A 26,978-nucleotide genomic window follows, 5' to 3' on the forward strand; every position below is an offset into this window, starting at 1 on the left:
CGCCCGGCAGCCGGCTCAGTGCTTGGTGGGCCGCTCCGCGCGCAGCGCCGCCTGTACCGCCGCGCCGTCCTGCCACGCGTAGAGCTGGTTGCCGGTGAGCGTCACGTTGTAGTGCCCGCAGCTGCCGCTGGCCTTGGCCGCGACGCCCTCGGGGAACCAGCCGGCCTTGAGCGACATCGGCACCGAGTGCGCGGACTTGCCGGGCAGGCCGGTGGTGCAGCCCGAGGGCAGCCGACCGTCCGGGAGGGTGGCGCGCAGCAGGCGGTCGTCGCCGGTGGTGGACATCAGGTACTTCACCGAGGAGGCGTTGTCGGGCAGCCAGGTCGGCATCGAACGGCGCTCGGCCTTGGCCTGGCTGCCGGTGTCGTAGGTGGCCTGTTCCTGGTGGCGCCCGTCGTACCACTCGGACACCCGCGGGCCGATTGCCACGGCGGCCACGGCGACGGCCATGCCGGTGCCGGCAACTCCCAGCGCCACCTTGCTCACGATGCCCTTCATGCCCGCCTGTCCTCTCCGTCTCCGCCTCTGGGCCGGCCGACGAGGTCCGCCGTCCGGTTGTATCCATCGTGGCCCTCGTCACCCTGCCGGAGCGTCACCACGAGGTCGCGATCTTGTCTCCATCCCACGGGGTAGCGTCTCCACCTTCAGAGGTATGTCCAGCGACCCGGTCTCGGGGCTACACGGTGGGGAGCCCAGAGTGGCGCATCGTCCTCACGTGCCGTCCGGGCCCCGATCGAGCGTCGCTCAAGCCGGGCTCCGGCGCAGCCCGGCCTGCTGCACCCGGGCGCATCGGCCCAGCTTCTGAGGCTCCGTCGGGCCCGGGACGGCGCCGCTCCGACCGTCGGTCAGACTGCCGCGGGCACCACGGTAGAGGCCGGTCGGGCGACCGGGAAGGGGCGGCCGTCGAGGGTCCAGTGCGGGTCGATGGGGCGCAGCAGGGAGGCGTACACCTGGGCGGCGACGTCCGGGTGACGGATCTCCCCGGTGGGCGGGCCGGCCGGGATGTCGTGCCCGGCGCAGGCGACCCAGGCGGTGCGCTCCTCGACGGTGCGGCCGCCGTGGCCGCCGGCGTCGACGTGTCCGTGGTCGGTGACGACGATGACGGTCCACTGCTCGTCGGCGTAGCCGGCGCGGCCGCGGACGGCGTCGAGCAGCCGGCCGAGGCGTTCGTCGGCGGTGCGCATGGCCGCCCGGTACTCGTCGCCGCAGCCGAGGAAATGGGCGGTCTCGTCGACGGCGCCGAGGTAGACGAAGGAGGCCTCCGGGTCCGCGGTGCCCAGGACGTGGACGGCCTCGCGGGTGACCTCCTCGTCGACGGCCTCCCACGCCTCGGGGGTGTCCTCGGCCGGGGCCATGTAGGAGAGCCGGCCGGGGGCGCGGAACAGCGGGCCGCCGGACTCGTTGATCATCAGCGGGTCCCAGCCGGCCGCGACGAAGGTGCGGCGGCGGTCGCCGCGGGCGAGCCGGGTGGCGAAGTCGGGGAACACGTCGAGCCGGTTGCCGCCGAGGTGGTTGCCCCAGACACCGTGCTTGGCGGGCTCGACGCCGGTGACGATGGTGGCCCAGCACGGCCCGGACATGGTGGGCGTGGTGTCCGCCACCGTCACCGGCACCAGGAACCCGGCCTCGGCGAGCTCCTGGAGGCGCGGCATCGGCACGTGCTCCAGGTAGTCGTGGCGGACACCGTCGATCCCGACGACGAGCACTCGGGGGCGGGGCCACTGGGCAGTGGACATGGCGGGGTTCCTTTCGGTCGTACACACCCGGCCGCGCCCGTCGAGGGCGCGGCCGACCGCGCCATGCTTCACCTCCCGCCGTACCGCCCGGCGTCCGCCCACCGAACGCGGGGTGTCCGCCAGGTGTCAGGCTGCTGTACGGACGAACCGGCGGTCGACCTGTGCGAGTTGGGCGGCCGGTCCGGCGGCGCGCAGCACGACGTCCAGGACGCGGTCCGGGTCGGCGGCGTAGCAGTGCGCGAACCACGGCATGTTCGCCTCGACCACGGCCCAGTGCTCGGCCGGGTCGTAGGGGTCGGCGATCGGTCCGACGTCCAGGGCGACGGCGCTGGGCAGGGTGTCGCCGACCGCGGCGAGCAGGCGCCGGGCGAAGGCGGTGGCCTCGGCGGTCAGCGGCGCCGGGTCGAGCCGGCCGAAGCGGGCGTAGCGGCTGCCGGTGAGCACCTCGCCGTCGCGGACGAACAGCCGGTACTCGGCGGCGAAGGTCACCGGGTCGCTGACCAGGACGGGCGTGTCGGGGCCGATCCGCTCTCCGGTGCGCGGCAGGCGGCTGCCGTCCGGGTAGACCGCAGGCGGGAGCGACTTGTCGGCGGGCGGCTTGACGAACGCCGGGTGGCGCAGCGTCCACGCCTCGGCGAGGGTGGTGAGCTCGATCCGTCGCCGGGTGAACTCCTCGGGGAGGCTGGTGAGCCAGTCGTCGTCGGGTTCGAGCAGGGCGAGGCGGAGCGGTCCGGCGATCCGAGCCGCGGCGAGCGGGCCGCCGTACCAGTGGACGCGCCGTCCGGCGAGGCGCTCGACCGTGCCGGGGCCGTCGAGGACGGCGGTGTCGAGGCCGCGCCGGGCGGCGGCCTCGGCGAGCAGGGCGGTGGTGCTGGTCGGCTGGGCGGAGGTGAGCAGCACGCGGTCCGCGCGCTCCTCGTGCACCGGCGCCGCCGGGGGCTGCGCGGTCGAGGGCGTCACGGCCGGGTGGGCCACGGCCGGCCGTGTCACTGCCGGGCGGGTCACAGCTGTACGTGTCACGGCTGTACGTGTCACGGCTGTGGGCGGAACTCGTGGACGACCGTGATGCGGCCGACGATGTGCCGATTGAACTCCGGCAACTCGTCTGCCGGGACCCAGAGTTCGAGGATCGTCCGGCCGCCGGCCTGCTGCACGGGGTAGCGGGCGAGGAAGGCGGTGTCGACCTCGAAGCTGGTCACGTAGCCGACGCCGGAGGCGGGGACGTTCCAGTCGCGGGCGATGCGGATCGCGTAGTCCTCGGTGAGGACGGGGTAGAAGATCAGCTGCTCAGGCAGCCTGGGCGGCCAGGCGCGCCAGCCGGACGCCTCGACCAGGGCCAGCTCCTCGGGGCCGGTGGGGCGCCAGAGGGTGGTGGTCGGGGCGGTGCTGGGCGTGGCGGGCCGACTGTTCATGGTCGGGACGGTAGCCGGGCCGCCGCGGGCCCGGCCACCGGATTTCCCGAGGTGGACGGGCCGTCAGCGGTACGCGGACTCGCCGGTGATGGCCTCGCCCAGGACCAGGGTGTGGATCTCGCTGGTGCCCTCGTAGGTGAGCACCGACTCCAGGTTGTTGGCGTGCCGCAGCACCGGGTACTCGGTGGTGATGCCGTTGGCGCCGAGGACGGTCCGGGCACTGCGGGCGATCTCCAGCGCGGTGCGGACGTTGTTGAGCTTGCCGAAGCTGATGTGCGGCGGGCGGGCCGCGCCCTGCTCCTTGAGCCGGCCGATCCGCAGGGCGACCAGGTAGGCCTTCTCGACCTCCAGCATCATCTCGACGAGCTTGTGCTGGGTGAGCTGGAAACCGGCGATCGGGCGGTCGAACTGGATCCGGCTCTTCGCGTAGTCGAGGGCGGCGGTGTAGCAGTCGCGGGCGGCGCCGACGGTGCCCCAGAGGATGCCGTAGCGGGCCTCGTTGAGGGAGGAGAGCGGTCCGCGCAGGCCGGTGACGCCCGGCAGGACGGCGTCGGCGGGCAGCACCACCTCGTCGAAGGCGAGTTCGCTGGTGACGGAGGCGCGCAGGGAGAGCTTGCCGTGCACGTCGGTGGCGGTCAGGCCGCGGGTGCCGCGCTCGACCAGGAAGCCGCGGACGCCCTCCTCGGTCTGCGCCCAGACGACGGCGACGTCGGCGATGCTGCCGTTGGTGATCCACATCTTGCTGCCGGAGAGCACCCAGTCGCCGCCCTTGCGCACCGCCCGGGTCCGCATGTTGGCCGGGTCCGAGCCGAAGTCCGGCTCGGTGAGGCCGAAGCAGCCGATCAGCTCGCCGGCGGCCATGCCGGGCAGCCAGCGCAGCTTCTGCTCCTCGGAGCCGAAGGCATGGATCGAACGCATCGCGAGCGAGCCCTGCACGGAGACGAAGCTGCGCAGCCCGGAGTCGGCCGCTTCCAGCTCCATGCAGGCGACCCCGTACGCCACCGCGTCGGCGCCAGCGCAGCCGTAGCCGTCGAGGTGCATGCCGAGCACGCCGAGGGCGCCCAGCTCGGGGGCGAGCTCGCGGACCGGGAAGACCCCGCGCTCGAACCAGTCGCCGATGTGCGGGCGGATCCGCTCCTCGGTGAACCTCCGGACGGTGTCGCGGATCAGCCGCTCCTCGTCGGAGAGGAGGTCGCCGACGGCGAGCAGGTCGGACGGGTCGATCCGGGTCGGCTTCGTCATCGAAGCTCCTTGTAGTCTCGGCGGGATACCGGTCGCGGCGGAGTACCGGCGAGTATTCCGCACCCGGCCGAGCGGCGGGCGTGGGCGAGCGAGTGAGGAAGACGACATGGGCGGCGACGGGTACGCGGTCGGGCTGGTGACGGCGGAGGAGTTGCACGGCGCGGCGGAGGAACTGGCCGGGCTGCTGGTGGACACCGTCGACGGCGGCGCCTCGCTCGGCTTCCTCGCGCCGCTGGGGCAGGACGAGGCCACCGCGTGGTGGCGAGCGCTCGCGCCGGAGGTCGCGGCCGAGCGGCTGCTGCTGTGGACGGTCCGGGCACAGGCCGACGGGCGGCTCGCCGGGACGGTCCAACTGCGCCCGGCGACGACTGCGAACGGCCGGCACCGGGGGGAGGTCGCCAAGCTGATGGTGCACCCGGCGGATCGCGGGCACCGGCTGGCGGGGCGCCTGCTGACGGCGCTGGAGGAGCAGGCGGCCGGGTTGGGGCTGCGGTTGCTGGTGCTGGACACCGAGACGGACAGCCCGGCCGAGCGCCTGTACGAGGCCGCCGGGTGGACCCGGGTCGGCTCGGTGCCGGACTACGCGACCGACCCGGCGGGGGTCCCGCACCCGACGACGATCTTCTTCAAGGCGCTGGGCGGCTGACGGCGCGACGGCTTCCGGGTGACGGACGGCGGCGAACAGCGAACAGATAACAGATTTCGAAATCTGTTATCTGTTCGCTGAAAGTTGTCATCTGTCATCTGTCACCTGTTCGCCGTCGCCCTCACCCCACCCCGCACAGCCGCAGCAGCGCCGTCGTCGCCGCGCCCGCGACGACCACCAGCGGGAACGGCGCGCGCCGTAGCGCGAGCACACCGGCGACCAGGACACCCGCCGGGCGGGCCCAACCGGCGAAGCCGTGGCCCTGGGTGAGGGCGCCGGTGGCGATCAGGGCGACCAACAGGACGGCCGCGGCGACGGCGAGCAGACGCCGCAGGCGCTCCGAGAGGGCGAGCCGGCGACCGAGCAGCGGCCCGGCCAGGCGGAAGGCGTACGTCCCACCGGCCAGCAACAGCACGGCGTACAGCGGCATCATCGGACTTCCTCCCGCTCGACCACCACGACGCCCGGCCGTCCGGCCGACTCCGACCCCGACGCCCCTTCCGACATCCCCACCCCCGGCCGCCCGGCGAACAGCAGCCCGACGAGGGCGAGCAGGACGGGCAGCCCCGCCGGGACGAACGGCGTGGCCGCGACCGCGACGACGGCGCCGACCACGGCCGCGGTACGGGTGCGCCGGTCCGCGAGCGAGGGCAGCACGAGCGCGAGCAGTACGGCCGGGAAGGCCGCGTCCAGGCCCAGCGCGTCCGTGTCGCCGATCAGCCCGCCGGCCAGGGCCCCGAGCAGCACCGAGACGTTCCACACCACGAACAGCGCGAGCCCGCAGAGCCAGAACGCGGCCCGGCGCCGCCGCCCGGTGTCCTGCCGCAGGACGAACGCGGCGGTCTCGTCGGTGATCAGCTGAGCGCCGAACAGCCGCCGCCACCATGGGCCGTCGAGCGCGTCGGCCACGGTGAAGCCGAAGGGCAGCAGCCGGGCGTTGAGCACCAGCCCGGTGGCGACGGCGGCGAGCACACCGCCGCCGGACAGCACCACACCGACGGCCGCGAACTGCGAGCCGCCTGCGAAGACGAGGATGGAGAGGGCGACCGGCACCCACAGGGGCAGCCCCCCGGCAACGCTGATCGCGCCGAAGGAGGCGCCGACGAGCGCGTCGGCCAGGCAGACGAGAGCGATGTCACGGAGGGTGGCACGCTCCAGTGTTCGAAATAGCGAACGCATGTCCATTAGAGTGAACCCGTCGCCCACGGTTCGTCAAGGCGAACGAATGGACCGACACGGCGAACGCGCGAGGATGCGGGCAGCCGACGTCGCCGGTGGCAGCATGAACGGCACCAGCCGTACCGGGAGCCGGAGTAGGAGCCAGAAGAATGCGTGAGTGGCGAGCATGAGTGACCGGACCACCCCGACCACGGGTTCCGACGTGGAGCTGATCGGCCTGATCGCGGCCTCCATCCGGCGTGAGCGCGAACGCTGCGGGCTGTCCATGGCCGAACTGGCCCGGCGCGCGGGCATCGCCAAGTCGACGCTCTCCCAACTGGAGTCGGGCGCGGGAAACCCCAGCGTCGAGACGCTCTGGGCGCTCGGCGTCGCACTGAACGTGCCGTTCAGCCGCCTGGTCGACCCGCCGCGCCCGATGGTCAAGGTGATCCGGGCCGGCGAGGGCCCGGTGACCCACTCCGCGCGCGCCGACTACGCGGCGACCGTCCTGTCTTCCTGCCCGCCGAACGCCCGGCGCGACATCTACCGGATCGAGGCGCAGCCGGGCGAGACCCGGGCGTCCGACCCCCACATGCCCGGCACCGTCGAGCACGTGATGATCGGCGCGGGCCGGGCACTGGTCGGGCCGACGGAGGACCCGGTCGAGCTGGGCCCGGGCGACTACGTGAGTTACCCGGGCGACGCCCCGCACATCTTCCGCGCGCTGGCGGCGGACACCCTCGCGGTGATCGTGATGGAGCACATCTGACAGAGCACATCCGGCAGACCACATCCGGCAGAACGCATTCGACTGATCGTCAGAACCCGGTCGCATGCGCTTCACTGCTTCAACAGCCCGTCCAGGAAGGGGTTTCCGAACACCCGGTGCGGGTCGTTCCGGTCCAGGACGGCGATCGCCTCGTCCCAGCCCGGGCCGCTGCCGTCGCCGTCACGCAGGCTCGCGGGGATGACCCGGCCGAGCACGTCCGGGTCGGACCAAGCCGCGTCGGCGGTGTACGCCCAGCCCTTGGACCACTCGACCCGCAGGCCCGCCCGGGTGCCGTCGAAGGTGCGCAGCAGCCACTGCTCCAGGTCGCGGGCGAAGCGCTCCAGCCCCGGGGTGCCGGGGAAGGACAGGACGTCGAGCCAGACCGCGGTGTCCCACTCCGGACGGTCCGCCCGCGGGCGCAGCGCGGACAGCAGCGGCGGCCGCGCACCCGGGACTCCGGAAGAGGTCGGGTCGTCCACACCGGTGACCCGGATCTCCACCGCGCCGTTCACCGGGAACTCCCCCCGGGCCTGGTAGTCGGCGAGCAACTTCCGGTAGTAGGCGGCGAATTCGCTGACCACCCACTGCAGGTCGGCGCGCTTGGCGAGAACGGCGTAGCCGTTGGCGGTGACCCTCAGGGTGGTGGGTCGGACGTACTGCAGCAGGGTGCGTGAGGGTCCCCAGAGGTCGGAGCGCAGGCCGCCGGCGAGCAGGTGGGTGAGCAGGTCGCCGCTGAGCAGGTCGCGGAGCAGTCCGCCGGAGAGGAGGACGTCCGTGAGGTCGCCGGTGAGTGCCACCTTGGCGATCAGGTACTGGAGTTGGCCGAACAGCGGGGCCGATCCCCAGGCACCGGCGATGATTTGGCCGGCGAGCCGGGCGACCGGTTCCGGGATGATGTCCGAGAACGGGTAGTTGTAGGGCTGGTCGACGGCCCGGGAGGCGAGCGGCTTGGCCGGGGTGACGCTCCAGGTCTTCAGCCAGGGGTACTCGGTGTAGGCGAACCAGATCGCCTCGGCTCGGCCGTCGCGCTCGACGAACTCGGCGAGGGTGCGCGGGCCGCCACCGCCGAGCAGGCCACCGAGCAGCCCGCCCCCGGAGCCTCCGCCGGCGCCTGCGCTGCCGGGGCGGGCGAACAGTTCACTCGCCGGGATGTCGAGGCGGCTGACGCAGCGCAGCGGCCGGTCGGCGCCGGCCCGCAGGACGACCTCGGTGAGGAACGCCCGGCCCAGGTGCACCAGGAAGGCGGCGCTGTCGGCCTCGGCGCGGTCGAAGGTGCGCAGCGTGTAGCGGCCGGTGGCCGGGTCGAGGACGACGGCGGTGAGCCGGACGACCTGGTTGCTGACCGAGCCGTAGCCGTGCCCGTCCGGCCGGAGTTCGCCGGCGGCGGGGACGGCGGTGCCGTGGCCGCCGATGGCGAGCACCCCGCCGACGGTGAGTTCGCCGGGCGCCGGGCAGGCGGTCAGGCCGAGTCCCCGGCCGGCCAGGTGGGCGAGCAGGTCCTCCATGGTGGCGCCGGTCTGGACCCGGACGGTGGTCGGCGAGTCGGCGGTGATCGCGGTGAGGTGGCGGCCGGTGTCCACGAGCAGGACGCGGGCGCTGTCCGGGGTCCCGTTGGCGACGGTGAGCGGCGCCCAGGTGTGCCGGTAGCCGGTGGCGCGCAGGCGCCAGCCGTTGGCGTGCGCCCAGTCGGCGAGGACCGGGACCTCCTCGGGGGTGCGGGGCGCGCAGGTCCACAGCTGGTCGGTGCGGATCTCGCCGGACCAGTTCTGGAAGACCCGCTGGTACAGCTCGGTGCCGGCGGGCAGACCGGGCGGCACCGGGGTGGCGGCCTCGGCGCTGTCCGGGCCGACGGTGCCGCGCAACAGCCAGGCCGCGCCGCCCAGGGCGGCCGACGCGCCGAGCATCTGCCGCCGGGTGAGCCCGCCGCCCCGGCCACCACCCTGCCCGCTCCCCCGGCCACCGCCCTGCCCGCCGCCCCGGCCACCACCCTGCCCGCTCCCCAGGCCTCCGCCCCGGCCACTCCCCCGGTCCTGCTCCCCGCCGTCGTCCCCGCCCCCGGTCATGCCCTGTCCTGTCGTCGTCATGCGTCCGCCCCCTGTCGCTGGTCACCCGGGCCGAACGGCGGCGAAACCGAACGGCGGCAACGCCGAGCAGCAGCACTCCGGGTGGGCCGGTGCGTGCCCGGCCCGGGCAGGAGCGTATGGAGCGGCGCACGGCAGTTTGAAGCGATCCACGCAGTTATTCATCCGTTCGAGTGACCATGTCACCGTCCCGGCCTCTCCCGTCCACCACCGCCGGAGGCCTTGTCCAGCACGCGGACCACCACATGAGTCGATCTTTTCCACCTCATGCCCGGAGGCGGGGTGGGTCGGAAATACCCGGGGCCCGCGCGCGGCTGTGGTGATCGAAGACCACTCGGGGCCGTACCGGCCCGTTCAGGAGGTGCAGCGCGACATGGGCGACGAGCAGGAGAAGCCGCAGGGGGACCCGCAGGCGAACCCGCAGGGGGACCCGCAGCAGTACCGCATCGAGCACGACTCGATGGGCGAGGTCCGGGTGCCGGCCGCCGCGAAGTGGCAGGCGCAGACGCAGCGGGCGGTGGAGAACTTCCCGGTGTCCGGCCAGCGGCTGGAGCGCGCGCACATCGCCGCGCTGGCCCGGATCAAGGCGGCGGCGGCCCGGGTGAACGCCCGTCTCGGCGTCCTGGACGAGGAGACGGCGGCGGCGATCGCGGCGGCGGCCGAGGAGGTCGCCGAGGGGCGCTGGGACGGCGAGTTCCCGGTGGACGTGTTCCAGACCGGTTCCGGCACCTCGTCCAACATGAACACCAACGAGGTGATCGCCACGTTGGCCACCGAGCGGCTGGGCCGTCCGGTCCACCCGAACGACCACGTGAACGCCAGCCAGTCGTCCAACGACGTCTTTCCGTCCTCGATCCACATCGCCGCCACCGCCGCCGTGACGCAGGACCTGATCCCGGCACTGGAGCACCTGGCGGCGGCGCTGGAGCGCAAGGCCGCCGAGTTCGCGCAGGTGGTCAAGTCGGGCCGGACGCACCTGATGGACGCCACACCGGTCACCCTGGGCCAGGAGTTCGGCGGCTACGCGGCGCAGGTGCGGCACGGGCGCGAGCGGCTGCTGGCGACGCTCCCCCGGGTCGCCGAACTGCCGCTCGGCGGTACGGCGGTGGGCACCGGGATCAACACCCCGCCCGGCTTCCCGGCGGCGGTCATCGAGGAGGTGGCCCGCACCACCGGCCTGCCACTGACCGAGGCGCGGAACCACTTCGAGGCGCAGGGCGCCCGCGACGCCCTGGTCGAGCTGAGCGGCCAACTGCGGACGGTGGCGGTCGGGTTCACGAAGATCGCGAACGATCTGCGGTGGATGGGATCCGGCCCGCGCACCGGCCTCGGCGAGATCAACCTGCCGGATCTGCAGCCCGGTTCGTCGATCATGCCGGGCAAGGTGAACCCGGTGCTGCCCGAGGTGGTGCTGATGGTCGCGGCCCAGGTGGTCGGCAACGACGCGACGGTGACGCTGGCCGGTGCGAGCGGCAATTTCGAGCTGAACGTGATGCTCCCGGTGCTCGCCCGCAACGTGCTGGAGTCGGTGCGGCTGCTCGCCAGCAGCGCCCGGCTGCTGGCGGACCGGACGGTGGACGGCATCACCGCCAACGTCGAACGCGCCCGGGAGTACGCGGAGTCCTCACCCTCGGTGGTCACGCCGTTGAACCGGTACATCGGCTACGAGGAGGCCGCGAAGGTCGCCAAGCAGGCGCTGGCCGAACGGAAGACGATCCGCCAGGTCGTGCTGGAGCGCGGTTACGTGGAGCAGGGCAGGCTCACCCGGGAGCAGCTCGACGAGGCCCTGGACGTCCTGCGGATGACCCGCCCGTGACGGCCACGGCGAAGCCACCCGTGACGGCCGCGGCGAGGCCCGCGGCACCCTGAGGAACGTACGCCGGGGCGCGGAGGGCGGCCGTTGGGCCCTCCGCGCCCCGGACGCGGGCTGTCGGCAGTGTCAGCCCTTGGCCCGGCCGGCCCGGCCGCGCCGCATCGATGCTCCGTTCGCCGTGATCGTGGCCATGGAGATCGCCGCGAGACCGAGCAGGAACATCACGGCACCGAGGATGACGCAGGTGACGATGTTCTTGCCGTGCGCGACCGATCCGGAGACGGCCCAAGGAGAGATGATCGTCCAGAGGCCGAGCACGGTGGCCGCCCAGGCCCGCGCGTGCGTGCGCTCGTAGGCCGACCCGTAACCCGCCATCAGCAGGCAGTAGGCCAGGCCCACGATCAGGCAGGTCACGGTCAGGGTGCTGAAGGTGCTGAAGCCGACGATCCAGGGCGATGCCGCCAGGAAGAGGCCGGCCAGCACGGCCAGGGCCTCCACGCCCTGGGCGCGCGGGGTCGAGGTGATCCGCTCGTAGTGCTCCCGGAGTTCGACGATGTCCGGGTGATGCTCCATGCCCATCGGAATCTGGGTAGACACCGATACCACCTCCTATGGTCCGGAACATGGAGGGCGCGTGGCCCTCTATCCATTCTGGCCCTTCTATAACAATGTGCGACTTTTTGTCCTAAATGATCGATAACCATCCGATCACGCCGGTGACCTGCGTCTCACCACTCCGATGTCCCATTGCTTATGCAATTCGTTGCATAGGAGGATGCCGGTCATGGCACTGGAGCACGCGATCCTCGTCTCACTGCTGGAGCAGCCGGGCTCCGGCTACGAGCTGGCCCGGCGCTTCGACCGCTCCATCGGCCGCTTCTGGACCGCCACCCACCAGCAGATCTACCGGGTGCTGCGGCGGATGGAGGCCGACGGCTGGGTCGCCGCCGAGGAGGTCGCCCAGGACGGCCGACCGGACAAGAAGGTCTACTCGGCGGCCGTCGCCGGACGGGCCGCGCTCGCCGGCTGGCTGCGCGAACCGGTCGAGCCGGAGTCCGTCCGGCACGAGCTCGCGGTCAAGATCCGCGCCGCCGCCTTCGACGACCCGGCCGCGCTGGTCTCCGAGGTCGAACGGCACCGCGAGAGCCACGCGGCCCTGCTCGCCCGCTACCTGCACGGGGAGCAGCGCGACTTCCCCGACCCCGCCGCGCTCGACGCCCGCCAGGAGCTCCAGCACGTGGTGCTGCGCGGCGGCATCGAGTACGAGCGGATGACCCTCGCCTGGCTCGACGACGTGCTCGCCACCCTGCACCGCCTCTCCACACCCTCGACCCCCGGGAGCCCGTGATGCTCTTCAACCCGCGTACGTACGACCCCGCGCAGTTCGACGAGCCGACCCGCCGGCTGCTGCGCGCGACCGTGGACTGGTTCGAGTCGCGCGGCAAGAAGGCGCTGATCGACACCTACGTCGACCGCACCTGGTACGCCGACTTCCTGGAGTTCGCCGCCAAGGAGGGCCTGTTCGCGGAGTTCCTGACCCCGTCGGCGGCCGACCCCGACAAGCGCTGGGACACCTCCCGGATCGCCGAGCTGAACGAGATCCTGGGCTTCTACGGCCTCGGCTACTGGTACACCTGGCAGGTCACCATCCTCGGCCTCGGGCCGGTCTGGCAGAGCCGCAACGAGGCCCTCCGGGCCCGCGCCGCACGGCTTCTGGGGGAGGGCCACGTGATGGCGTTCGGGCTCTCCGAGCGCACCCACGGCGCCGACATCTACTCCACCGACATGATCCTCACTCCGGACGGCGAGGGCGGCTTCACCGCGACCGGCTCCAAGTACTACATCGGCAACGGCAACGTGGCCGGCTTGGTCTCGGTGTTCGGCCGCCGCTCCGACGTCGAGGGCCCGGAGGGCTACGTCTTCTTCGCCGCCGACAGCCGGCACGAGGCGTACCACCTGGTCAAGAACGTGGTGAACGCCCAGATGTACGTCAGCGAGTTCCGGCTGGAGGGCTACCCGGTGCGCGCCGAGGACGTGCTGCACACCGGGCAGGCCGCCTTCGACGCCGCGCTGAACACCGTCAACGTCGGCAAGTTCAACCTCTGCACGGCCTCGGTCGGCATCTGCGAGCACGCGATGTACGAGGCCGTCACGCACGCCCACAACCGGGTGCTGTACGGCCGGAAGGTCACCGACTTCCCACACGTGCGGCGGGAGTTGACCGACGCGTACGCCCGCCTGGTGGCGATGAAGCTGTTCAGCGCGCGGGCCGTGGACTACTTCCGCACCGCCTCCCCCGAGGACCGCCGGTACCTGCTGTTCAACCCGATGACCAAGATGAAGGTCACCACCGAGGGCGAGAAGGTCATCGACCTGATGTGGGACGTCATCGCGGCCAAGGGCTTCGAGGCGGACACCTACTTCGACAAGGCGGCGAAGGACATCCGCGGCCTGCCGAAGCTGGAGGGCACCGTCCACGTCAACCTGGCGCTGATCCTCAAGTTCATGGGCAACTACCTGTTCGCCCCGGCCGACTACGCTCCGGTGCCGACCCGGCTGGACGCGGCCGACGACGCCTTCCTGTTCCGCCAGGGCCCGGCCCGCGGCCTCGGCGCGATCCGCTTCCACGACTGGCGTGCCGCCTACGACCGGCACGCGCAGCTGCCGAACGTCGCCCGCTTCCGCGAACAGGCCGACGGCTTCTGCGAGTTGCTTCTCAGCCACGCGCCGAGCAAGGAGCAGCAGGCGGACCTGGACTTCCTGCTGGAGATCGGCCAGCTGTTCGCGCTGATCGTCTACGGCCAGCTGGTGCTGGAGCAGGCGGAGCTGACCGGCGTGGACGAGGACGTCCTGGACCAGATCTTCGACGCGCTGGTCCGCGACTTCTCCGCGCACGCCACCGAGCTGCACGGCAAGGCCTCGACCACCGAGCAGCAGGCCACCTGGGCGCTGGCGAACGTGCGCCGGCCGGTCGCGAACGCCGAGCGGGCGGCCGCGGTGTGGGCCCGGGTCGAGGAGCTGTCGGGCGCGTACGAGATGCAGCCGTAGCGGCCCGTCGGCCGCGGAAGGACCCCGGGGGTGCCGGTCGGCGGACCGGCACCCCCGGTCTGTGTCCGGCCGGGGCCGGCTGTGCCCGGTGCGTGCTCGGCCGTTCCCGCGTGCCTGCCCCGTCTCGCACCGGGCCGCACCGGGCCGCACCGGGCCGGGCCCGCGCCCGCCGGTGCCCGCGCCCGGCGCCGCCCCGACGTACGGTGGAACACGGAGGCCGCGTCATGCACGTCACCGGGACCCACTTCACCGACCGCACCGACGCGGGCCGGCGGCTGGCCGCCCGCCTGGCCCACCTGGGCGGCCCCGACACCGTGGTGGTGGCCCTGCCCAGGGGCGGGGTGCCGGTGGCCGCCGAGGTCGCGACGGCGCTCGGCGCACCGCTGGACATCTGCGTGATCCGCAAGCTCGGCGTGCCCTTCCAGCCCGAGCTGGGCATGGGGGCGATCGGCGAGGACGGCGTCCGGGTGCTGAACGAGCAGGTCATCCGGCTCGCCGGGATCGGCGACGACCAGCTGGCCGAGGTCGAGCGGCGCGAGCGCGCCGAGTTGGAGCGCCGGGCCCGCCGCTACCGGGGCGGCCGCCCGCCCACCGACCTTCGCGGCCGCACGGTGATCGTGGTGGACGACGGCGTCGCGACCGGCTCCACCGCCCACGCCGCCTGCCGGATCGTCCGGGCCCGGGGCGCGGCCCGGGTGGTGCTCGCCGTCCCGGTGGCCCCCGGGGACTGGACGGACCGCCTGGCCGGGGTCGCCGACGAGTTCGTCTGCGTCGGCACGCCGTCCCCGTTCTTCGCGATCGGCGAGTTCTACGGCGACTTCGCGCAGACCGGCGACGAGGAGGTCCTGCGGCTGCTCGCCGAGGCCCTGGACGGGCGGGCGCCCGGGCCCGTCGGCGTGGACCGCGAGCTGGTCCTGCCCGCCGTCGGCGTGCGCCTGGCCGGCCGGCTGACCGTCCCGGCCGCCGCGCGCGGCATCGTCGTCTTCGCGCACGGCAGCGGCAGCGGCCGGCGCAGCCCGCGCAACCGCCACGTCGCCCGGCACCTGAACCACTCCGGGCTGGCCACGCTGCTGTTCGACCTGCTCACCGAGGCCGAGGAGCCGGACCGCCGCAAGGTGTTCGACGTGGGCCTGCTCGGCGACCGGCTGACCGCCGTCGCCGAGCGGCTGAGCGCGCTGGACGAGACCCGGGGCCTGCCGCTCGGCCTGTTCGGCGCCAGCACCGGCGCCGCCGCCGCGCTGCACACCGCCGCAGCGCTCGGGCCCGCCGTCGGCGCGGTGGTCTCGCGCGGCGGGCGCCCCGACCTCGCCGGGCCGGACGTCCTGGGCCGGGTGCTGGCCCCGACGCTGCTCGTGGTCGGCGCCCTCGACGGCACCGTGATCGACCTCAACCGGCGGGCCCTGGCCCGGCTGCACTGCGAGAGCGAGCTGGTGGTGGTGCCGCACGCGGGCCATCTGTTCGAGGAGCCGGGCACGTTGGACCAGGTGGCCGAGCTCGCCGGAGACTGGTTCCGGCGCCATCTCGCCCCGCCCGGGGCCGGCGCGGACCCGGCGCCGCCGACCTCATGAATCACCTCGATCGGCAGCACATTTTGCGCAGCCGAACGGGGCATTTCCTGATCAGCTTGTACACATTGAACAGTGAAATCCCGACCTGTTGCCCAGCCCACCGGACAGGAGCAAGCTCTCCGCCAACCGCACCGCCCACCCATCCGCGGCGCGGCCGCCTCAAGCGGATGCCTCGGAGTCGAGGCCCAAAGTGGAGGAACGACCGATGACCCCGCAGTCCCACGCCCTTGAGCTGACCCCCGAGGAGCGCGAGGCCGGCCTCGACGCCGAGCAGCTGCGCCGCCTCGTCGGCCTCGTCGAACACGACCCGGCCACCGACCCGTTCCCCGTCACCGCGCAGGACGCGGTCGTCTTCGTGGTCGGCAACGCCACCCAGACGGCCCAGTTCTACCAGGCCGTGTTCGGCATGGAGCTGGTCGCCTACTCCGGCCCGGAGACCGGGCGTCGTGACCGCAAGGCCTTCGTGCTCCGCTCCGGCTCCTGCCGCTTCGTGATCAAGGGCGGCGTGCTGCCGGACAGCCCGCTGCTGGACCACCACCGCCGCCACGGCGACGGCGTCGTCGACCTGGCCCTGGAGGTCCCGGACGTCGACAAGTGCATCGCGCACGCCCGCGCGAGCGGCGCCACCGTCCTGGAGGAGCCGAACGACGTCTCGGACGAGAACGGCACCGTGCGCCGCGCGGCCATCGCCACCTACGGCGAGACCCGCCACACCCTGATCGACCGCTCCCGCTACCACGGCCCCTACCTGCCGGGCTACATCACCGCCGAGAGCACGGTCAAGCACCCGGAGGGCTCGCCCAAGCGCCTGTTCCAGGCCCTGGACCACGCCGTCGGCAACGTGGAGCTGGGCCGGATGGACGAGTGGGTCTCGTTCTACAACCGGGTCATGGGCTTCGTGAACATGGCCGAGTTCGTCGGGGACGACATCGCCACCGAGTACTCCGCCCTGATGTCCAAGGTCGTCGCCAGCGGCAACCACCGGGTGAAGTTCCCGCTCAACGAGCCGGCCATCGCCAAGAAGCGCTCGCAGATCGACGAGTACCTGGAGTTCTACACCGGCCCCGGCTGCCAGCACATGGCGCTCGCCACCAACGACATCCTCACCACCGTGGACGTGCTGCGTGCGCGCGGCGTGGAGTTCCTCAACACCCCGGCCTCGTACTACGAGGACCCGGAGCTGCGCGCCCGGATCGGCAAGGTGCGGGTGGACATCGACGAGCTGAAGAAGCGCGGCATCCTGGTCGACCGCGACGAGGACGGCTACCTGCTGCAGATCTTCACCAAGCCGATCGGCGACCGCCCCACCGTCTTCTACGAGTTCATCGAGCGGCATGGTTCGCTGGGCTTCGGCAAGGGCAACTTCAAGGCGCTGTTCGAGGCGATCGAGCGCGAGCAGGACGCCCGCGGCAACCTGTGAGCACCGGCGGCCGGTGAGCGCCGGCGGCCCGTGAGCACCGGGGAGCTCTGGGAAGCTCTGAGCACGGTCGACCGAGCACCCATCGGCCGAGCACGGTCGAGGAGTCGAGGAGGAGCAGGGAGATGGCGTACTACCGGCAGCTGGGCAGCATCCCGCCCAAGCGGCACACCCAGCACCGCACACCCGAAGGCGGGCTGTACTACGAGGAGTTGATGGGCGAGGAGGGGTTCTCCTCGGACTCCTCCCTGCTCTACCACTGGGGCATCCCGTCGGCGGTGGTGAACGCGGTGCCGTGGGAGCTGCCGGACCAGTCCACGGTGCCCAACCATCCCCTGCTCCCCCGCCACCTCAAGCTGCACGAGCTGTTCGCGGACCAGGAGTGGAAGTCCGCGGACGTGGTCGGCAGCCGCCGGCTGGTCCTCGGCAACGGCGACGTGCGGATCTCGTACGTCGCCGCCGGAGCCCCGAGCGAGCTGTACCGCAACGGGCTCGGCGACGAGTGCGTGTACGTGGAGTCCGGCTCCGGCACGGTCGAGACGGTCTTCGGCTCGATCGAGGTCGGCCAGGGCGACTACGTGATCATCCCGCGCGCCACCACCCACCGCTGGGTGCCGGCCGGGGACGAGCCGCTGCGCGCGTACTGCATCGAGGCGAACAGCCACATCAGCCCGGTCAAGCGCTACCTCTCCAAGTACGGGCAGCTGCTGGAGCACGCACCGTACTGCGAGCGGGACTTCCGCGGCCCGGTCGGCCCGCTCGTGGTCGAGGAGGCCGGGGACGTCGACGTGCTGGTCAAGCACCGGGGCCCGAACGGGGTCGCGGGCACCCGCTACACCGTGCCGCACCACCCGTTCGACGTGGTCGGCTGGGACGGCTGCCTCTACCCGTACGCCTTCAACATCCGGGACTTCGAACCGATCACCGGCCGGGTCCACCAGCCGCCGCCGGCGCACCAGGTGTTCGAGGCCAACGGCTTCGTGATCTGCAACTTCGTGCCCCGCAAGGTGGACTACCACCCGCTGTCGATCCCGGTGCCCTACTACCACGCCAACGTGGACAGCGACGAGGTCATGTTCTACTGCGGCGGCGACTACGCGGCCCGCAAGGGTTCGGGCATCGGCCAGGGCTCGATCTCGCTGCACCCCGGTGGGCACACCCACGGGCCGCAGCCGGGCGCGTACGAGCGCAGCATCGGCGTCGACTTCTTCGACGAACTCGCCGTCATGGTGGACACGTTCCGCCCGCTGGAGCTCGGCGAGGGCGGCCGGGCGAGCGAGGACGGCAACTACGCCTGGACCTGGGCCGGGCGGGGGCCCGGGCGATGAGCGCCTCGTCCGCCGTGGTCGGCGGGGGCGTGATCCCCGAGCTGTTCCGCGGGCTCTTCGACGACGCGGCGGTGTTCCCGCCGGGGAACCTGCCGGTCGCCGAGGCGGTGCCCGCGCACCGTGCCCACCGGGCGGCCTGGTACGCCGAGGCGGTCGGACCCTTGCTCTGCGGGGCGGGCCGGCTGGGCGAGTTGGCCGCGGCGGTCGCGGGCGGCGCGGTGGCCGGGGGCGGCGTAGCGGTGGCGGGCGATGTGCCACTCAGGGTCGGGCTCGTACTGCCGGGGGGCAGTGCGGAGCTCGGCCCGGCGCTCGCCGCCGCCGCGCCCTTCGAGGTGGCGGGCGTCGAGCTGGCCACCCGGGACGCCGCCGAGGCGGTCGCTGCCCTGGACCGGCTGCTGCCGCCGGACGTCCCGGCCGCCGTCGAGCTGCCGCGCGAACTCCTGCGCGGCGACGGCCTGGACGAGGTACTGGACGTCCTGGTCGACAGCCCCTACCGGGCGAAGTTCCGCACCGGCGGAGTGGCGGCGGAGGCGTTCCCGGACGAGGAGGAGCTGGCCGCCTTCCTCACCGGCTGCGCCTTGCGCGGACTGCCGTACAAGTGCACCGCCGGGCTGCACAACGCCGTCCGGCACACCGATCCGGTCACCGGCTTCGAGCACCACGGCTTCCTGAACGTGCTGCTCGCCGCGCAGGAGACCGACCGGGCCACCGCCGCGGCGGTGCTGGCGGAACGCGACGGCGCGGTGCTGGCCAAGGCCGCACACGCACTGGCGGACCGTCAGGTCACGGTGATCCGCAACTCGTTCACCGCGTTCGGCACCTGCAGCATCACCGAACCCCTGGACGACCTGGCCGCGCTCGGCCTGCTGTCGCCCAGTCCACAGCCCCAGGAGGACCGTTGAGCACCCCCCGCAGCTGGCTCGCCAGCGCCCAGGACTCGCCGTTCGGCGTGCACAACCTGCCGTACGGCGTCTTCACCGCCGCCGACCAGCCCGGGCAACGCCGGATCGGCGTGCGGATCGGGGACTTCGTGCTGGACGCCGGGGCGGCCGCCCGCGCGGCCGGGGCACCGTCCGTGCTGCTGACCGCGGACTCGCTCAACCCGCTGATGGCGGCCGGGCGTTCGACCTGGACGCAGGTCCGGGCCGACCTCACGCGGTGGTTGACGGACGAGTCCTACCGCGAGGCGCTGTCGCCGGCGCTGCTGCCGGTGGACGACGTCGAACTGCACCTGCCGTTCGAGGTCGCCGACTACGTCGACTTCTACGCCTCCGAGCACCACGCCACCAACCTGGGCCGGATCTTCCGCCCGGGATCGGAGCCGCTCACCCCCAACTGGAAGCACCTGCCGATCGGTTACCACGGGCGGGCCGGCACGGTGGTCGTCTCCGGCACCCCGGTGGTGCGCCCGCACGGGCAGCGCAAGGCGCCCACCGACCCGGCGCCGTCGTTCGGGCCGACCCGTCGGCTGGACATCGAGGCCGAGGTCGGCTTCGTCGTCGGCACCCCGTCCAGGCTGGGCCGGCCGGTCGTGCTGGACGACTTCCGCGAGCACGTCTTCGGCGTCTGCCTGGTCAACGACTGGTCGGCGCGCGACATCCAGGCCTGGGAGTACGTGCCGCTCGGCCCGTTCCTCGGCAAGTCCTTCACCACGTCGGTCTCGCCGTGGATCGTGCCGCTGGACGCCCTGCAGCACGCCCGGGTCGCGCCGCCCGAGCGCGACGTCGAGCCGCTGGCGTACCTGGACGACCGCGGCGGCGAGCCGTGGGGCCTGGACCTGGCGCTGGAGGTCCGACTGAACGGGCACCTGGTGTCCCGGCCGCCGTTCGCCTCGATGTACTGGACGGCGCAGCAGCAGCTCACCCACATGACGGTCAACGGCGCCTCGCTGCGCACCGGCGACCTGTTCGCCTCGGGCACCGTCAGCGGGCCGGAGCCGGACACCCGCGGTGCGCTGATCGAGCTGACCTGGAACGGCGAGGAGCCGCTGAAGCTCCCGTCCGGCACCACCCGGACCTTCCTGGAGGATGGCGACGAGGTCACCATCACCGCCACCGCACCGGGGCCGGACGGCACCGTCATCGGGTTCGGCGAGGTGACAGGGCGGGTCCAGCCGTAGCGGGGTGGTGGGTCGGCCGACGAACGGCGGCTGACGGCTGACGGCTGACGGCTGACGGCGAACAGATAACAGATGACAGATAACAGCTGACAGATTTCATCATCTGTCAGCTGTTATCTGTTACCCGCACTTCCCCGCCCGGCCTACAGGCCCGCCCCTCCCGTGGCGTCGATGACCCGGCCGGTGATCCAGCGCGCGTCGTCGGAGGCGAGGAACCCGACGATGTCCGCGATGTCCTCCGGCTGCCCGACCCGGCCGAGGGCTGCGAGCGAGGCCGCATGGGCCTCCGCCTCCGCGTTGCCGCGCAGCCAGCCGGCGTTGACGTCGGTGTCGACGACGCCCGGCGCGACCGAGTTGGCGGTGATGCCGCGCGGGCCCAGCTGCTTGGCGAGGTTGAGGGTGAAGGTGTCGAGCGCGCCCTTGGTCGCGCCGTAGGCGATGATCTCCGGCATGGCGAGGCGGGCCGCACCGCTGGAGATGTTGATGATCCGGCCGCCGTCGCGCAGTCGGCGCAGGCCGTGCTGGACGACGAAGAACGGTGCACGGACGTTGACGGCGAAGACCTCGTCGAAGTCATCCTCGGTGAGCGTGACGAGGTCGGCGCTGCGCCCGATCCCGGCGTTGTTCACGATGATGTCGACGCCGCCGCCGGGCGCGTGCGCGCCGATCTCGGCATCGAACACCTCCCACAACGCGGCCGCGTCGCCATGCCGACCGAGTTCGGCGTGCAGCGCGAAGGCCTGTCCGCCGTCGGCACGGATGCCCGCGACGACCTCCTCCGCCGCATCCTTGTCGCGGGCGTAGCCGACGGCGACGGTGGCGCCGTCGCCGCCGAGCCTGCGAGCGATCGCCCGGCCGATCCCCCTGCCACCCCCGGTCACCAGCGCGGTCTTGCCCCGGAGTACGTGCGTGCCCACGACTGAGCCCCCTCCTGCTTCGTTGTCATTTCTTGAGTAGTCACTCAAGAAAGAAGCTAACACACTTGTTGAGTGAGTGTTCTAAAATTCCGGGCATGACCGAGAACCCGACACCGCCCAGGCGCGGACGACCGCCGGCCTTCGACCGGGACGAGGCCCTGACGGCGGCGACCAGGCTGTTCTGGGAGCGCGGCTACGAGGCCACCTCCGTCGCCGACCTGACGGCCGCGATGGGCATCCGGCCCGGCAGCCTCTACGCCGCGTTCGGCGACAAGAAGTCGCTCTTCGAAGAGGTCGTCCGCCATTACGGGCGCACCCCCGTCGGCGCGTTCGCCGGGGCCGCCCTGCGGGAGGAGGCCAGCGCGTACGCGGCCTTCGCCCGCATCCTGCGGGAGGCCGCGGCGATCTACCCCGACCCGTCCCATCCGGCCGGCTGCCTGGTGATCAGCGCCGCCACCAACGTCTCCCCGCAGGACATCGAGGTCCAGGCCCACCTGCGCGACCTGCGCAACAGCAACCTCCGGCTCTTCGAGGCCCGGCTGCGCACGGCCCGACAGGACGGCGAACTCCCGCCCGACGCCGACCCGCACGCACTGGCCGGCTACTTCGCCACGGTCGTCCAGGGCATGTCGCAGCAGGCCCGGGACGGCGCCACCGCCGCCGACCTGGCCCGGACCGCCGAACTCGCCCTGCGCGCCTGGCCGTAACAGCGCCGCCCGGCCTGGTGATCACCACTCCACTCCGCCCCCGGTACGGTGGACGGCAGGAGTCGTCACCACCGAGGGGCCGCCCAGGGAACCGTCCAGGGACCACCGGGGAACCACGGAGGGACGACCAACGACGATCAACGACGACCGAGGGACGGGAGCGGGCCCGATGAGCGCAGAGGTGGCGGAGGTCCAGGTCTCCCTGGACGGCGGGGTCGGACGCATCGTGCTGAACCGGCCGCGGGCGCTCAACTCGCTGACCCACGGCATGATCACCGCCCTCCACGCGACGCTGACCGACTGGGCCACGGACGACGGGGTACGCACCGTCGTCCTGACCGGCGCCGGCGAGCGCGGCCTCTGCGCGGGGGCGGACATCCGCGCGTTGCACGACGACGCCAAGGCGGGCGGGGCCGGTGCCCGGGCCTTCTTCCGCGACGAGTACCGGCTGAACGCGCTGATCGCCCGCTACCCGAAGCCGTACGTCGCGGTGATGGACGGGATCACCATGGGCGGCGGCGTCGGCCTGTCCGCCCACGGCGCGGTCCGGATCGTCACTGAGCGTTCCACCGTCGCGATGCCCGAGACCCGGATCGGACTGGTCCCGGACGTCGGCGGCAGCCGCCTGCTCGCCCTCGCCCCGGGCGAGTTGGGCACCCACCTCGGACTCACCTCGGCCTCGATGGGCCCCGGCGACGCGTTGCTGTGCGGGTTCGCGGACCACTTCGTCCCCTCGGCGCGGATCCCGGCGCTGCTCGACGCCCTGGCCGGGGGCAGCGACCCGGCCGCCGCCGTCGCCGGGCACGCCGAGCCCGCGCCGTCGGCCGCGCTCGCGGAGCAGCGGGGGTGGATCGACGCCTGCTACGCGGCCGACACCGTCGAGGAGATCGTCGAGCGACTGCTGAACTCCGGTGTGGCGGAGGCGAAGGAGGCCGGTGAGGCGGTCCTCGACAACTCCCCCACGGCCGTGAAGGTGACGCTCGCCGCGCTGCGCCGGGCCCGCACGCTCCCCTCCCTGGAAGCCGTGCTCGACCAGGAGTACCGCGTCTCCTGCGCCGCGCTGGCCGCGCACGACCTGGTGGAGGGCATCCGCGCCCAGGTGATCGACAAGGACCGCGAGCCGCGCTGGTCCCCGGCCACGCTCGGCGAGGTCGGGGAGGCCGACGTCGCACGCTTCCTCGCCCCGCGCGGGGACGACGAGTTGGGCCTCGCCTAGGGCCTGCCCGGCGGCGGCGCCGTCCGCCCCGCGCTCCCCCGTCGAGCCCGTCAAGCCCGGATAGGCCGAACCGCCACCCACCCGGCCGGCGCCGATCGACCGACACCACTCGACCGCCCCCGCCCCACCTGCACCGCCATGAACCGTGAACCGTGAACCGCGAGCCAGGAGCCTGCATGACCCGCCCGACCCCGCCGCCCTCCGGGGACGCCGACCCGCTGTCCCGGGTGCCGCTCGGCGAGCAGGTGCGCGGACTGCTGCTGGAGGGCCTGCTGAACGGGCGCTGGCGGCCCGGGGACCGGATCGTGGAGCGGCGCCTGGCGGCCGAGTTGACCGTCAGCCAGGCGCCGGTGCGCGAGGCGCTGCGCTCGCTCCAGAGCCTCGGGCTGCTCGACGCCGAGCCCAACCGGGGTGTGCGGGTGCGCGAGATCAGCCCGGCCGAGCTACGCGAGGTCTACCAGGTGCGGGCCGCGCTGGAGCGGCTGGCCGCCGAGTCGGCGGTCGTCCGGCTCGCCGGGGACACCGCCGCGCTGGAGCGGCACGCGGAGCGGATGGCGGCGGCGGCCGGGACGGGTGACGCGCTCGGCCAGGCCCGGCACGGCGTGGCCTTCCACCGCGAGATCGTGGCCGCCTCCGGCAACGGCGCACTGCTGCGGACCTGGGAGGGCCTGGGCGTGGAGGTGTGGACGGTGCTGTCGCTGCACCGGGTCCGCCCGGAGCTGCACGAGAACGCGGCCGACCACCAGCCGCTGATCGAGGCCTTCCGGCGGCGGGATCCCGAGGTCGGGCGACTGCTGGCGGAGCACGTCCTGGAGTACGCCGACCGCTCCGTCTGAGCGGATCCGGGCCGTGCTCGCACTCGGCATTTTCGTTCGTATGACGATGATCGATCATCGCTCACATTACCCCCCAGTAACGGTTGACGAGTGGCCGGATCACTCCCTACCGTCCATAGGAGCCTTCCATAGAGAGAAACACCATTCCGCATCCCGGAATCGACGCCCCCGAAGCACCGGTAAAGGGGAACCATCCGTGTCCCAGCTCGACCAGCTTCCCGACCACGACCCCGAGGAGGTCGCGGAGTGGCTCGCCTCCCTCGACGCCGCCCGCGACTTCGGCGGAGCGCACCGCGCCGCCCACCTGCTGCGCCGCCTCGTCGAGCACGCCGAACTGCGCCGGCTCGACGTCCCGCCGCTGCTGGACACCCCGTACGTCAACACCATCCCGACCGACGCCGAGCCGGACTTCCCCGGTGACGAGGCGATGGAGCGGCGGATCACCGCCTGGAACCGCTGGAACGCCGCTGCCATGGTGACGAGGGGCAACCACCGCGGCGGCCTCGGCGGGCACATGGCCACGTACGCCTCCGCCGCCTGGCTGTACGAGGTCGGCTTCCAGCACTTCTTCCGCGGCAAGGAGGCCGACGGCTCCGGCGACCAGCTGTACGTCCAGGGCCACGCCGCGCCCGGCGTCTACGCCCGCGCCTTCCTCGAAGGACGCATCGACGAGGCCCAGTTGGACCGCTTCCGGCAGGAGGCCGGCGGTGACGGTCTGCCCTCGTACCCGCACCCGCGCCGGCTGCCCTGGTTCTGGGAGTTCCCGACCGTGTCCATGGGCCTCGGGCCGCTGTCGGCCATCCACCAGGCCCGGTTCAACCGGTACTTGACCGCGCGCGGCATCAAGGACACCTCCAGCTCGCACGTGTGGGCGTTCCTCGGGGACGGCGAGATGGACGAGCCGGAGTCGACCGCCGCACTCGCGCTGGCCGCCCGCGAGGGACTGGACAACCTCACCTTCGTCGTCAACTGCAACCTGCAGCGCCTGGACGGGCCGGTGCGCGGCAACGGCAAGATCGTGCAGGAGCTGGAGCGGCAGTTCCGCGCGGCCGGCTGGAACGTCGTCAAGTCGCTGTGGGGCGAGGCCTGGGACGAACTCCTGGCGCGCGACACCACGGGCGCGCTGGTACGCCGACTCGGCGAGGTGCCGGACGGGCAGTTCCAGACCTACGCCGCCTCGGACGCGACCTATGTCCGCGGGCACCTGTTCCGGACCGCGCCCGAACTCCGGGCGATCGCCGAAACCGTGGACGACAGAAGGCTGTTGGAGATCGTCGCGACCTCGCGCGCCGGGCACGAGCCGCGCAAGGTCCACGCGGCGTACCGGGCGGCACTGGAGCACCGGGGCGCGCCCACCGTGATACTGGTGCAGACGGTCAAGGGCTGGACGCTCGGCCCCGGCTTCGAGGCCCGCAACGCCAACCACCAGATGAAGAAGCTCTCCGGCGCGGAGTTCCGGGCGATGCGCGACCTCCTCGAACTTCCCATCCCCGACGCCGCGTTGACCGGCGATCTGGTCCCGTACGCGCACCCCGGACCGGACTCTCCGGAGGCCCGCTACCTGCGGGATCGGCGCGCCGCGCTGGGCGGTCCGGCGCCCGCCCGCCGGGTCCGCTTCACTCCGCTGCCCGAGCTGCCCGCGAAGCCCTTCGAGACGCTGTTCAAAGGCTCCGGCACCCAGGAGATCGCCACCACCATGGCGTTCGTCCGACTCGTCAAGGACCTGATGCGGGACAAGGCCACCGGTCACCGCTGGGTCCCGATCGTCCCGGACGAGGCGCGCACCTTCGGCATGGAGTCGCTCTTCCCCAGCGCGGGCATCTACTCGCCGCTGGGGCAGACGTACGACCCGGTCGACCGCGACCAGCTGCTCCACTACAAGGAGTCGGCGACCGGCCAGATCCTCAACGAGGGCATCACCGAGGCCGGTTCGATGGCCTCGCTGACCGCCGCCGCGACCGCGTACGCCACCCACGGCGAGCCGGTGATCCCGTTCTACATCTTCTACTCGATGTTCGGCTGGCAGCGCACCGCCGACCAGATGTGGGCCCTGGCCGACCAGTTGGGTCGCGGCTTCCTGATCGGCGCCACCGCCGGACGCACCACGATGACCGGAGAGGGCCTGCAACACGCCGACGGACACTCCCAGTTGATCGCCTCCACCAACCCGGCGGCACTGTCCTACGACCCGGCGTTCGGGTACGAGGTGGCGGTGATCGTCCGCGAAGGCCTGCGCCGGATGTACGGCACCAGCGCCCAGCACCCGCACGGCGAGGACGTGTTCTACTACCTGACCGTCTACAACGAGCCGCTGCCGCAGCCCCCGCTGCCGGCCGGCGAGGACGTCGCCGACGGCGTCCTGCGCGGACTGTACCGCTACCGCCCGGCGGACCCGGCAGCGGACGGCGACGCGCCGCGGATCCAACTGCTCGCCTCGGGCACCGCCGTGCGCTGGGCACTCGCCGCACAGCAACTGCTGCGCGAGGACTGGGGCGTGGCGGCGGACGTCTGGTCGGCGCCCTCCTGGACGGAGCTGCGCCGGGAGGCCCTGGACTGCGACACGGCCAACCTGGCGGAGTCGGCGACCGGGACGGGCGCGGCGGCGCGCGTCCCCTACGTGACGCGGGCGCTGGCGGGGGCACCCGGACCGGTGCTGGCGGTCAGCGACTGGATGCGCGCGGTGCCGGACCAGATCCGCCCCTGGGTGGAACAGGACTGGACCTCGCTGGGCACGGACGGCTTCGGCCTCTCCGACAGCCGGGGGGCGGCGCGGCGGCACTTCGGCGTGGACGCCCAGTCCGTGGCGGTGGCGGCGCTGGCCGCGCTGGCCCGCCGGGGCGAGGTCAAGGCCGAGACCGTCCGGCAGGCGGCCGAGCGCTATGGCGTCCGGTTCTGACCCCTGGGCTGCGCCTCCGCCCCGGACTCGTGACGACTGTCTCGCATACCAAGACTGGCGCGAGGCGGG

24 protein-coding genes are annotated in these 26,978 nt (G+C 72.8%); 14 read left to right on the forward strand and 10 right to left on the reverse strand.

Annotation, left to right across the window (positions count from 1 at the left end):
- Positions 1-15 precede the first annotated feature (15 nt).
- From ACIOJE_RS28155 to ACIOJE_RS28175, 5 genes are all read right to left on the reverse strand, one after another.
- Positions 16-498: a hypothetical protein gene (locus ACIOJE_RS28155; protein WP_400779819.1), complete on the reverse strand. Its 483-nt coding sequence runs from the start codon at positions 496-498 to the stop codon at positions 16-18.
- Positions 499-845: 347 nt separating this feature from the next.
- Entirely contained in the window at positions 846-1,736 is an 891-nt protein-coding gene (locus ACIOJE_RS28160; RefSeq protein ID WP_400779821.1) for an alkaline phosphatase family protein, read from the reverse strand.
- Between the two features lie 126 nt (positions 1,737-1,862).
- Positions 1,863-2,636 (reverse strand): ATP-grasp domain-containing protein, encoded by a 774-nt coding sequence (locus ACIOJE_RS28165; protein ID WP_400779955.1) that lies wholly within the window; start codon positions 2,634-2,636, stop codon positions 1,863-1,865.
- 131 nt (positions 2,637-2,767) lie between these two features.
- Entirely contained in the window at positions 2,768-3,148 is a 381-nt protein-coding gene (locus ACIOJE_RS28170) for a hypothetical protein (RefSeq protein WP_400779823.1), read from the reverse strand.
- A gap of 63 nt (positions 3,149-3,211) precedes the next feature.
- Positions 3,212-4,390 carry an acyl-CoA dehydrogenase family protein gene (locus ACIOJE_RS28175; RefSeq protein ID WP_280681030.1) on the reverse strand — a complete coding sequence of 393 codons (1,179 nt, stop codon included), beginning with the start codon at positions 4,388-4,390 and terminating at the stop codon, positions 3,212-3,214.
- Positions 4,391-4,496: 106 nt separating this feature from the next.
- On the opposite strand from ACIOJE_RS28175, the gene ACIOJE_RS28180 reads away from it, so the two are divergent.
- The gene (locus tag ACIOJE_RS28180) at positions 4,497-5,036 is read left to right on the forward strand and encodes a GNAT family N-acetyltransferase (protein ID WP_400779826.1); all 540 of its coding nucleotides are present in this window, start codon (positions 4,497-4,499) and stop codon (positions 5,034-5,036) included.
- A gap of 121 nt (positions 5,037-5,157) precedes the next feature.
- On the opposite strand, the gene ACIOJE_RS28185 is transcribed toward ACIOJE_RS28180, so the two are convergent.
- Positions 5,158-5,466, reverse strand: a complete 309-nt coding sequence (locus tag ACIOJE_RS28185) for an AzlD domain-containing protein (RefSeq protein WP_400779957.1) — start codon at positions 5,464-5,466, stop codon at positions 5,158-5,160.
- Positions 5,466-6,215 carry an AzlC family ABC transporter permease gene (locus ACIOJE_RS28190; RefSeq protein WP_400779828.1) on the reverse strand — a complete coding sequence of 250 codons (750 nt, stop codon included), beginning with the start codon at positions 6,213-6,215 and terminating at the stop codon, positions 5,466-5,468. Before ACIOJE_RS28190 ends, ACIOJE_RS28185 begins: the two co-directional genes overlap by 1 nt.
- A gap of 166 nt (positions 6,216-6,381) precedes the next feature.
- Between ACIOJE_RS28190 and ACIOJE_RS28195 the strand changes: the two genes are divergently transcribed.
- Positions 6,382-6,963: an XRE family transcriptional regulator gene (locus tag ACIOJE_RS28195; protein ID WP_280681022.1), complete on the forward strand. Its 582-nt coding sequence runs from the start codon at positions 6,382-6,384 to the stop codon at positions 6,961-6,963.
- 71 nt (positions 6,964-7,034) lie between these two features.
- On the opposite strand, the gene ACIOJE_RS28200 is transcribed toward ACIOJE_RS28195, so the two are convergent.
- Positions 7,035-8,867 (reverse strand): cholesterol oxidase substrate-binding domain-containing protein, encoded by a 1,833-nt coding sequence (locus tag ACIOJE_RS28200; protein WP_400779959.1) that lies wholly within the window; start codon positions 8,865-8,867, stop codon positions 7,035-7,037.
- Between the two features lie 550 nt (positions 8,868-9,417).
- Between ACIOJE_RS28200 and ACIOJE_RS28205 the strand changes: the two genes are divergently transcribed.
- A complete protein-coding gene (locus ACIOJE_RS28205) occupies positions 9,418-10,860 on the forward strand; it encodes a class II fumarate hydratase (RefSeq protein ID WP_400779830.1) in 1,443 nt (480 codons plus the stop codon).
- 123 nt (positions 10,861-10,983) lie between these two features.
- Here the strand turns inward: ACIOJE_RS28205 and ACIOJE_RS28210 are convergent, their stop codons facing one another.
- Positions 10,984-11,454, reverse strand: a complete 471-nt coding sequence (locus ACIOJE_RS28210) for an SPW repeat protein (protein WP_280681015.1) — start codon at positions 11,452-11,454, stop codon at positions 10,984-10,986.
- Positions 11,455-11,641: 187 nt separating this feature from the next.
- Here ACIOJE_RS28210 and ACIOJE_RS28215 point away from each other — a divergent pair, with 187 nt between their 5' ends.
- The 7 genes from ACIOJE_RS28215 to fahA all read left to right on the forward strand — a co-directional run bounded on the left by ACIOJE_RS28215 (position 11,642) and on the right by fahA (position 20,337).
- Entirely contained in the window at positions 11,642-12,205 is a 564-nt protein-coding gene (locus ACIOJE_RS28215; protein ID WP_400779832.1) for a PadR family transcriptional regulator, read from the forward strand.
- Positions 12,205-13,905: an acyl-CoA dehydrogenase family protein gene (locus ACIOJE_RS28220; protein WP_400779834.1), complete on the forward strand. Its 1,701-nt coding sequence runs from the start codon at positions 12,205-12,207 to the stop codon at positions 13,903-13,905. Before ACIOJE_RS28215 ends, ACIOJE_RS28220 begins: the two co-directional genes overlap by 1 nt.
- Positions 13,906-14,129: 224 nt before the next feature.
- Entirely contained in the window at positions 14,130-15,473 is a 1,344-nt protein-coding gene (locus ACIOJE_RS28225; RefSeq protein ID WP_400779836.1) for a phosphoribosyltransferase family protein, read from the forward strand.
- A gap of 205 nt (positions 15,474-15,678) precedes the next feature.
- The gene (hppD, locus tag ACIOJE_RS28230; protein WP_400779838.1) at positions 15,679-16,893 is read left to right on the forward strand and encodes a 4-hydroxyphenylpyruvate dioxygenase; all 1,215 of its coding nucleotides are present in this window, start codon (positions 15,679-15,681) and stop codon (positions 16,891-16,893) included.
- A 122-nt stretch (positions 16,894-17,015) separates the two neighbouring features.
- Positions 17,016-18,218: a homogentisate 1,2-dioxygenase gene (locus ACIOJE_RS28235; RefSeq protein ID WP_400779840.1), complete on the forward strand. Its 1,203-nt coding sequence runs from the start codon at positions 17,016-17,018 to the stop codon at positions 18,216-18,218.
- On the forward strand, positions 18,215-19,120 hold the full coding sequence (locus tag ACIOJE_RS28240; protein WP_280681007.1) for a hypothetical protein: 906 nt from the start codon (positions 18,215-18,217) through the stop codon (positions 19,118-19,120). Before ACIOJE_RS28235 ends, ACIOJE_RS28240 begins: the two co-directional genes overlap by 4 nt.
- On the forward strand, positions 19,117-20,337 hold the full coding sequence (gene fahA / locus ACIOJE_RS28245; protein WP_280681005.1) for a fumarylacetoacetase: 1,221 nt from the start codon (positions 19,117-19,119) through the stop codon (positions 20,335-20,337). The genes ACIOJE_RS28240 and fahA overlap by 4 nt, the downstream gene beginning before the upstream one ends.
- Positions 20,338-20,480: 143 nt before the next feature.
- On the opposite strand, the gene ACIOJE_RS28250 is transcribed toward fahA, so the two are convergent.
- Positions 20,481-21,254 (reverse strand): SDR family oxidoreductase, encoded by a 774-nt coding sequence (locus tag ACIOJE_RS28250; RefSeq protein ID WP_400779843.1) that lies wholly within the window; start codon positions 21,252-21,254, stop codon positions 20,481-20,483.
- Positions 21,255-21,349: 95 nt separating this feature from the next.
- On the opposite strand from ACIOJE_RS28250, the gene ACIOJE_RS28255 reads away from it, so the two are divergent.
- The 4 genes from ACIOJE_RS28255 to aceE all read left to right on the forward strand — a co-directional run bounded on the left by ACIOJE_RS28255 (position 21,350) and on the right by aceE (position 26,909).
- Complete coding sequence (locus ACIOJE_RS28255; protein WP_400779845.1) at positions 21,350-21,961, forward strand: TetR/AcrR family transcriptional regulator; 612 nt, start codon at positions 21,350-21,352, stop codon at positions 21,959-21,961.
- A gap of 169 nt (positions 21,962-22,130) precedes the next feature.
- Positions 22,131-23,177: an enoyl-CoA hydratase/isomerase family protein gene (locus ACIOJE_RS28260; protein WP_400779847.1), complete on the forward strand. Its 1,047-nt coding sequence runs from the start codon at positions 22,131-22,133 to the stop codon at positions 23,175-23,177.
- A gap of 176 nt (positions 23,178-23,353) precedes the next feature.
- Entirely contained in the window at positions 23,354-24,013 is a 660-nt protein-coding gene (locus ACIOJE_RS28265) for a GntR family transcriptional regulator (RefSeq protein ID WP_400779849.1), read from the forward strand.
- Positions 24,014-24,209: 196 nt separating this feature from the next.
- Positions 24,210-26,909: a pyruvate dehydrogenase (acetyl-transferring), homodimeric type gene (aceE, locus tag ACIOJE_RS28270; RefSeq protein ID WP_400779851.1), complete on the forward strand. Its 2,700-nt coding sequence runs from the start codon at positions 24,210-24,212 to the stop codon at positions 26,907-26,909.
- Positions 26,910-26,978 lie beyond the last annotated feature (69 nt).

Source organism: Kitasatospora sp. NPDC087861, assembly GCF_044742585.1.
In the GTDB taxonomy this organism is placed as follows: Bacteria; Actinomycetota; Actinomycetes; order Streptomycetales; family Streptomycetaceae; genus Kitasatospora.

Excerpts from the sequence above, each read along its gene's own strand:
- ACIOJE_RS28185 (WP_400779957.1), bottom strand. The coding sequence starts at position 5,466 with ATGCCGCTGTACGCCGTGCTGTTGCTGGCCGGTGGGACGTACGCCTTC.
- ACIOJE_RS28160 (WP_400779821.1), bottom strand. The coding sequence starts at position 1,736 with ATGTCCACTGCCCAGTGGCCCCGCCCCCGAGTGCTCGTCGTCGGGATC.
- hppD (WP_400779838.1), top strand. The coding sequence starts at position 15,679 with ATGACCCCGCAGTCCCACGCCCTTGAGCTGACCCCCGAGGAGCGCGAG.
- ACIOJE_RS28170 (WP_400779823.1), bottom strand. The coding sequence starts at position 3,148 with ATGAACAGTCGGCCCGCCACGCCCAGCACCGCCCCGACCACCACCCTC.
- ACIOJE_RS28155 (WP_400779819.1), bottom strand. The coding sequence starts at position 498 with ATGAAGGGCATCGTGAGCAAGGTGGCGCTGGGAGTTGCCGGCACCGGC.
- ACIOJE_RS28255 (WP_400779845.1), top strand. The coding sequence starts at position 21,350 with ATGACCGAGAACCCGACACCGCCCAGGCGCGGACGACCGCCGGCCTTC.
- ACIOJE_RS28205 (WP_400779830.1), top strand. The coding sequence starts at position 9,418 with ATGGGCGACGAGCAGGAGAAGCCGCAGGGGGACCCGCAGGCGAACCCG.
- ACIOJE_RS28175 (WP_280681030.1), bottom strand. The coding sequence starts at position 4,390 with ATGACGAAGCCGACCCGGATCGACCCGTCCGACCTGCTCGCCGTCGGC.
- ACIOJE_RS28180 (WP_400779826.1), top strand. The coding sequence starts at position 4,497 with ATGGGCGGCGACGGGTACGCGGTCGGGCTGGTGACGGCGGAGGAGTTG.
- ACIOJE_RS28235 (WP_400779840.1), top strand. The coding sequence starts at position 17,016 with ATGGCGTACTACCGGCAGCTGGGCAGCATCCCGCCCAAGCGGCACACC.
- ACIOJE_RS28225 (WP_400779836.1), top strand. The coding sequence starts at position 14,130 with ATGCACGTCACCGGGACCCACTTCACCGACCGCACCGACGCGGGCCGG.
- ACIOJE_RS28240 (WP_280681007.1), top strand. The coding sequence starts at position 18,215 with ATGAGCGCCTCGTCCGCCGTGGTCGGCGGGGGCGTGATCCCCGAGCTG.
- ACIOJE_RS28200 (WP_400779959.1), bottom strand. The coding sequence starts at position 8,867 with ATGCTCGGCGCGTCGGCCGCCCTGGGCGGCGCGGCCTGGCTGTTGCGC.
- ACIOJE_RS28215 (WP_400779832.1), top strand. The coding sequence starts at position 11,642 with ATGGCACTGGAGCACGCGATCCTCGTCTCACTGCTGGAGCAGCCGGGC.
- ACIOJE_RS28265 (WP_400779849.1), top strand. The coding sequence starts at position 23,354 with ATGACCCGCCCGACCCCGCCGCCCTCCGGGGACGCCGACCCGCTGTCC.
- ACIOJE_RS28195 (WP_280681022.1), top strand. The coding sequence starts at position 6,382 with ATGAGTGACCGGACCACCCCGACCACGGGTTCCGACGTGGAGCTGATC.
- ACIOJE_RS28260 (WP_400779847.1), top strand. The coding sequence starts at position 22,131 with ATGAGCGCAGAGGTGGCGGAGGTCCAGGTCTCCCTGGACGGCGGGGTC.
- ACIOJE_RS28220 (WP_400779834.1), top strand. The coding sequence starts at position 12,205 with ATGCTCTTCAACCCGCGTACGTACGACCCCGCGCAGTTCGACGAGCCG.
- ACIOJE_RS28190 (WP_400779828.1), bottom strand. The coding sequence starts at position 6,215 with ATGCGTTCGCTATTTCGAACACTGGAGCGTGCCACCCTCCGTGACATC.